Source organism: Frankia sp. CcWB3 (assembly GCF_977927595.1).
This window is the reverse complement of record NZ_CDWRCK010000064.1, coordinates 1-5,630: the sequence shown is the minus strand read 5'-3', so window position 1 is coordinate 5,630 and position 5,630 is coordinate 1. Positions and strand designations below refer to the sequence as shown.

Annotated in this window: 4 protein-coding genes and 1 pseudogene; all 5 read right to left on the bottom strand. The window is 72.2% G+C overall.

Features of this window, described 5'->3' with window-relative positions:
* A pseudogene (hypF, locus tag ACY5KJ_RS07445) lies at positions 1-2,409 on the bottom strand (carbamoyltransferase HypF); the annotation flags it as partial.
* Between the two features lie 204 nt (positions 2,410-2,613).
* Positions 2,614-2,826, bottom strand: a complete 213-nt coding sequence (locus tag ACY5KJ_RS07440; protein WP_462186348.1) for a hypothetical protein — start codon at positions 2,824-2,826, stop codon at positions 2,614-2,616.
* 27 nt (positions 2,827-2,853) lie between these two features.
* On the bottom strand, positions 2,854-3,561 hold the full coding sequence (locus ACY5KJ_RS07435) for a DUF5947 family protein (protein ID WP_462186349.1): 708 nt from the start codon (positions 3,559-3,561) through the stop codon (positions 2,854-2,856).
* On the bottom strand, positions 3,558-4,133 hold the full coding sequence (locus ACY5KJ_RS07430; RefSeq protein WP_462186350.1) for a NifU family protein: 576 nt from the start codon (positions 4,131-4,133) through the stop codon (positions 3,558-3,560). The genes ACY5KJ_RS07435 and ACY5KJ_RS07430 overlap by 4 nt, the downstream gene beginning before the upstream one ends.
* A partial coding sequence (locus ACY5KJ_RS07425) for a nickel-dependent hydrogenase large subunit (RefSeq protein ID WP_462203051.1) occupies positions 4,126-5,630 on the bottom strand: 1,505 nt, incomplete at its 5' end. The genes ACY5KJ_RS07425 and ACY5KJ_RS07430, both read right to left, overlap by 8 nt.

Genomic DNA, 5,630 nt, shown 5'->3' with positions numbered 1-5,630 from the left:
CCTTTTCCCGCGCTGCGGCGACGAGCAGCTGACCGAGAGCGATCCCCCCCGTCATTCGGAGGTACCCGCGCATGCCGCAGCACCGTGAAGCCCCCCGCACGCAGTGCCCTGGATGCAGCCGTCGCCAGAACGGCGTTCTGGAAGACCCCGCCGGTGAGTCCGACCAGGTCAAGGCCCACCTCTACGCGTGCTCGCCGGGCGAGGTCCACGATCATCGCCACGACGGCTGTATGGAAACGGGCCGCGGCGGTCTCCACGGCGAGCCCGGCCGACAGATCCCTCACCATCGCCCGGATGACCGGCGCCGGGTCGATAATCAGCGGCCTGCCCGGCCCCTGCCCGCGCAAGGCGAACGCGTGGCGTTCGCGGTCGTCCGCGCCACCGCCGGTCGCGGCCCGCGCCCGGGCCTCCAGCTCGATCGCCGCCTGCGCCTCGAAGTCGACCTCGTGACGGATGCCGAGCAGCGAGCTGACCGCGTCGAAGAGCCGCCCCATGCTGGAGGTCGGCACGCAGCCCAGCCCGCTGGCCAGCTGGTGGGTCAGCGCCCGCCGCTCCGGCTGCGGGCAGGCGACGACCGGCGGCAGGGTGGGATCCCAGCGGACTCCGGCGGCGTGCAGATGGGCAAGCGCCATCCGGCAGGGCCGCCGAACCGCGGCGTCCCCACCGGCAAGCGGCACATAGCCCAGGTGGGCGAAGCGCCGGAACCCGTGGTAGTCGGCGATCAGCACTTCGCCGCCCCACACGGCCCGGTCGGGGCCGTAGCCGGTCCCGTCAAAGGCGAATCCCACCACCGGCCGGGTGCCGTCGAGGCCGTGCTCGGCCATCAGCGCGGCCACATGAGCATGGTGGTGCTGCACGGTCCGTACCGGTCGGCCGGCGGCGTGCCGCACCGCCCACTGGCGCGACCGGTAGCCCGGGTGCGCGTCGGTGACGAGCTGGCGGGGGGGTGACGCCGGTCAGGTGCTCGAGGTGCCGCTCGGCGGCATCGAGGGCGCGCATGGTGGCCAAGTCGTCCATGTCCCCGATGTGCCCGCTGAGCCAGGCCGACCGGCCCGAGCCCAGGCCGCAGGTGTTCTTGAGGTCGGCCCCGACGGCCAGCGTCGGGGGCACCTCGAACGGCAGCGGCACCGGCAGCGGCGCGTAGCCACGCGAGCGGCGTACCGGCGACGGGGCACCGTCGACCACCCGGACAACGGAGTCGTCGCAGGGCACCCGGATCGGACGGTCGTGGCGCAGCCAGCCATCGACGAGCGGGGCGAGCCGGCGCAGAGCGTCGGCGTCGCCGGCCGCGATCGGCTCGCCGCCGAGGTTCCCGGAGGTCATCACCAACGGCGGCCATCCGGCGGTGCCGACGGTTCGATGGACGGGCCCGGGCTCGCCTGGCAGGCCGAGCAGCAGATGGTGCACCGGCGTGTAGGGCAGCAGCAGACCGAGATCGGGGTTGTCCGGGGCAACGGAGTCGGCGAGCGCGGGACGGCCGTCGCGGCGACGGCGCACCAGCACGATGGGCCGAGCGGGGTCGGTGAGCAGGGCCGCCTCCCGCTCGTCGACATGCGCCAGGCCCCGGGCCGCAGCCAGGTCGTGGACCATGACGGCGAACGGCTTGCCGCCGCGCCGTTTGCGGCGTCGCAGGGTCGTCACCGCCGTCGGGTCGGTGGCGACGCAGGCGATGTGGTAGCCGCCCACCCCCTTCACCGCCAGGACGCCACCGTCGGCGAGCAGCCGCCGCGCCGCAGCGAGCGCGTCCTCGCCGGTCCGCGGCGCGCCCGACGGCGACACGAACTCCAGGCGCGGTCCGCACGCCAGGCAGGCGATCGGCTGGGCATGGAAACGCCGGTCGGCCGGATCGGAGTACTCCCGCTCACACACGGGGCACATGGCGAACCGGGCCATCGTCGTTGCCGGCCGGTCGTAGGGAAGGTCGGTGATGATCGTGAACCTGGGTCCGCAGTTGGTGCACGTGATGAACGGATGCCGGTAGCGCCGGTCCGCGGGGTCGGCCAGTTCCCGCAGGCAGTCCGGGCATGTCGCCACGTCGGGGGCCGCCGCCGTACGCCCGCCCGCGGCCGGCCGGGACCGGGCGATCGCGAAGCCGGATCCGCCACAGGGCGGAAGCTCCGTGGTCACGACCCGCTCGACCATGGCCAGCGGCGGCACGTCGCAGCGAAGCCGGCGGGCGAAGTCCTCGACCGCGCCGGGGATTCCCTCGACCTCCGTGACCACGCCGCCGGTGTCGTTGCGCACCCAGCCGGTCAGAGCCAGCTCCGTCGCGGCGGCGTGGACGAACGGCCGGAAACCGACCCCCTGGACCAGCCCCTGGACGACGAACCGTCGCCGGGCCCGGCCGCCCGGGCCGGCCTCCCGACTCGGTTCACCGGCCCCGCCCACCGAGAGCGCCGGCCGGGTCATGCGGCCCGCCGTGCCGTCCGCCATCACATCTTCTCGATCCTGATGTATCGGACGAGGGCCGGATACTCCCTCCAGAACAGGCCGACGGCACCGGCCACGCCGACGGTCGCCAGCACCAGCTTGCGACTACTCATGCTCCACCTCCTCGGTACCGCTTTCTCATGGGTATCCGCGGGCTTCGGGTGGTGCGCCGCCCGCTGGGCGCTACCCCGGCGGCAGGTTGGGCATGCTCCTCGGTGCGACGGGATTGCGCCTCTTCGGCCGGACGCCGGTGGAGCGCCGTGCGTCGGCGCTGCCATCGGCGTGGTGCCCCGCCTGCCATCGGTACGAACCGGTCGCGTTGCCCTGCGCTACCCCCTTGACGTGCGCGGTGGCGTCCGGCGCGACGTCGGGCTTACCGACTCGGATCTCGGCCATCTCGTCCTCCCCTCCCTCTCTTTCCTCTCAGCCCCGCCCCGCGGGGCCCGCGCGGCCCTGGCCCGTGAGATGGACCGGCCGTGCGGGCGCAACGGGCTCCCGGACCCCGGCCCGCACCGGGCTTGCGGGCCGGCGGCCGAGATCGGCGAAGAACCCGTCGATCGCCGGCCGCACGCGCCTGCCTCCGGACAGGCCCCTCCACTCCCGCCGGATGACCGCCACGAGCCGGTGACAGTCGTCGACGGGAACGATCCAGTGCTCGTGGCGGCCGTGGGCGGTGTTCGTCAGCAGTGCCTCGACCAGCGGTGTCAGGTCACCCAGCGCCGGGCAGCGCCGCACGATGCCGCGCCACGTGCCGGGCTCGACGTCCCAGCGGGTGGCGCCCATCGGGCTGGGATAGCGGGCGCTGACCGAGCCGTCGGTCCCGACGACGAAGAACGCCAGCCCCACCGGGGTACCCAGCTCGTCCGCGTCGAGTGCGGGAAGCCGCAGCCGTCGCCGGGGAACAAGCCGGAAGTGCCCACGCCCGGCAGCCTCCCGGTCGAACAGCAGCGCGCACGCCTGGCAGGCGCAGAGCAGCTCGTCGCGTTGTTCGTCGAGGATGTGCCGATGCTCCGCCGGCACGGCGGTCCGGCACATGTCGCAGCGGGCCTCGGCCGCGCCGGCGCGGCCGGTCGCGGCGTGCACGAGCCGCCGCAACGCGCCGTCGGCCGTCGGGGATATCGGGGACGTCATGGGCCCACCCCGTCAGCGACGGGCCGGGCGAGCACGGTGTCGAGGGGAACGAAGGCGGTCCGCTCGGGTGCGCCCGGCGCGGGCAGGCGCCGGACGTCGGACAGCTCCGGCGCGACGGCGAGCACGGCCTGGCGAACCGCCTCGGTGATCCCCGCCGAGGTCGAGCCACACCCGCCGAGGGTCAGCCGGACCTCGGCCACCCCCCGTTCGATCCCACTCAGCTCGATCTCCCCACCCCGGTCCCGGATCCCGGGCCGAAGCTGTTCGATCGCCCGCGCGACCCGGGCCCCGACCGGCTCGGGATGGACGTCGTGCAGGACGAGCAGATGGTCGAGCAGCTCGTCGCCGGTGAACGCGGCGAGCACCTCCGGGGCCCCCGACGCGTATCCGACGGCTCGGGCCAGCGCCTCGCCGTACACCGCCGCGAGTGTCGCCACCGCATCGATCGCCAGCTCGCCACTCGGCCCCGGGATGCGCTCCACCTGCGCCAGCACCTCGTCGAGGTGGGCGAGCCGGCCCCGCACGGCGAGATCGTCGAGCCGGTGCCCACCCGCGCCGTCCGGATCAACCATGGCTGGCCCCGAACATCGGCGAGTGCACCGTGCGCAGAGTGCGGCCCCGACCGAGATACATGTGCACCCCGCAGGGCAGGCAGGGGTCGAAGCTGCGCACCGTCCGCATAACGTCGACGCCCTTGAACCCCTCCGGACCGTTCTCCTCGAAGATCGGCATGTTCTGGACCGCGTCCTCGTAGGGGCCCGGGGTCCCGAAGAAGTCGCGGGGGCTGCCGTTCCACGGCGTCGGCGGGTAGGGGTGATAATTGGCGATCTTGCCGTCGCGCACCACCATGTGGTGCGACAGCACGCCGCGCACCGCCTCGTGGAAACCGCAACCGATCGTCTCGTCCGGCACGTCGAAGTCGCAGAACACCCGAGTGTCACCCGAGCGCACCCGATCCATGCCCTGCTCGAGGAAGTACAGCGCCATCGCCGCCGCGTAGGCGACGAAGTAGACGCGGGCCCGGTCCCGCTCGATCGCGTTCGACCAGGCCGGCGGCTTCCACTGCAGGTCGACGGCGGGCAGCGTGCGGCTGCGCGGCAGCGAGATGTTCACCGCGCCCCCGGTCGCGGTGACGTAGGGGGTGTTCACCAGTCCGGCGAGTGCCGTGGTGTAAAGCCGGGCGAAGGGCCCTCCCCCGGTATCCAGGGCGAGATGCTCGCCGCTGCGGGCGTCGAGCCACCGCGGGCTCATCACCCAGCTGTACTTCTCCCCGAAGTCCCGCTTCTGCGGCACCGGCAGCGTCGTCTGGTTCCACGGATGGCGCATGTCGACCGGATTTCCGAGCGGATCCCGGGTGACGAACGGCTCCTCGTTCACCCAGTCCTGGTAGAAGGAACTGCCCAGCAGGATCCGGATACCCAGATTGATCTCCACCAGGTCGGTGGTCAGCAGATCGCCATCGACGACGATCCCGGGTGTCACGTGCATCGCCCGGCCCCAGGTGGTCATGTTCTCGTACCGGTAGTCCACGACGTTCGGATCCTGGAACGCGCCCCAGCAGCCCAGCAACACCCGGCGGCGGCCGACCTCCTCGTAACCGGGCAGCGCCTCGTACCAGAAGTCGAACAGGTCGTCGTGCAGCGCGACGGCCTTCTTGACGAAATCGAGGATCTCCATCAGCCGGCTGAGGTAGTCGGTGAACACCGTCGGTTCCGGCATCGTGCCGACCCCACCCGGATACAGCGTGGAGGGGTGCACGTGCCTGCCCTCCATCAGGCAGAACATCTCGCGGGTGATCCGGCTGACCTTGAGGGCCTCCCGGTAGATCTCTCCCTCGAACGGGTTGAACGAGCGCATGATGTCAGCGATAGTCCGCATGCCGTGCACGGCCGCGTTCGGTGCGGCAGTGGCCTCTGCCCGGGCCAGCACGCCGGGGTTGGTCTGCTTGACCATCGCCTCGCAGAAGTCCACGAATACCAGGTTGTCCTGGAAGATCGTGTGGTCGAACAGGTACTCGGCGGCCTCTCCGAGATTAAGGAGTCGAAATGAAATAACTTGCGCGTTTCGAA

Excerpts from the sequence above, each read along its gene's own strand:
- ACY5KJ_RS07440 (WP_462186348.1), bottom strand. The coding sequence starts at position 2,826 with ATGGCCGAGATCCGAGTCGGTAAGCCCGACGTCGCGCCGGACGCCACC.
- ACY5KJ_RS07435 (WP_462186349.1), bottom strand. The coding sequence starts at position 3,561 with ATGACGTCCCCGATATCCCCGACGGCCGACGGCGCGTTGCGGCGGCTC.
- ACY5KJ_RS07430 (WP_462186350.1), bottom strand. The coding sequence starts at position 4,133 with ATGGTTGATCCGGACGGCGCGGGTGGGCACCGGCTCGACGATCTCGCC.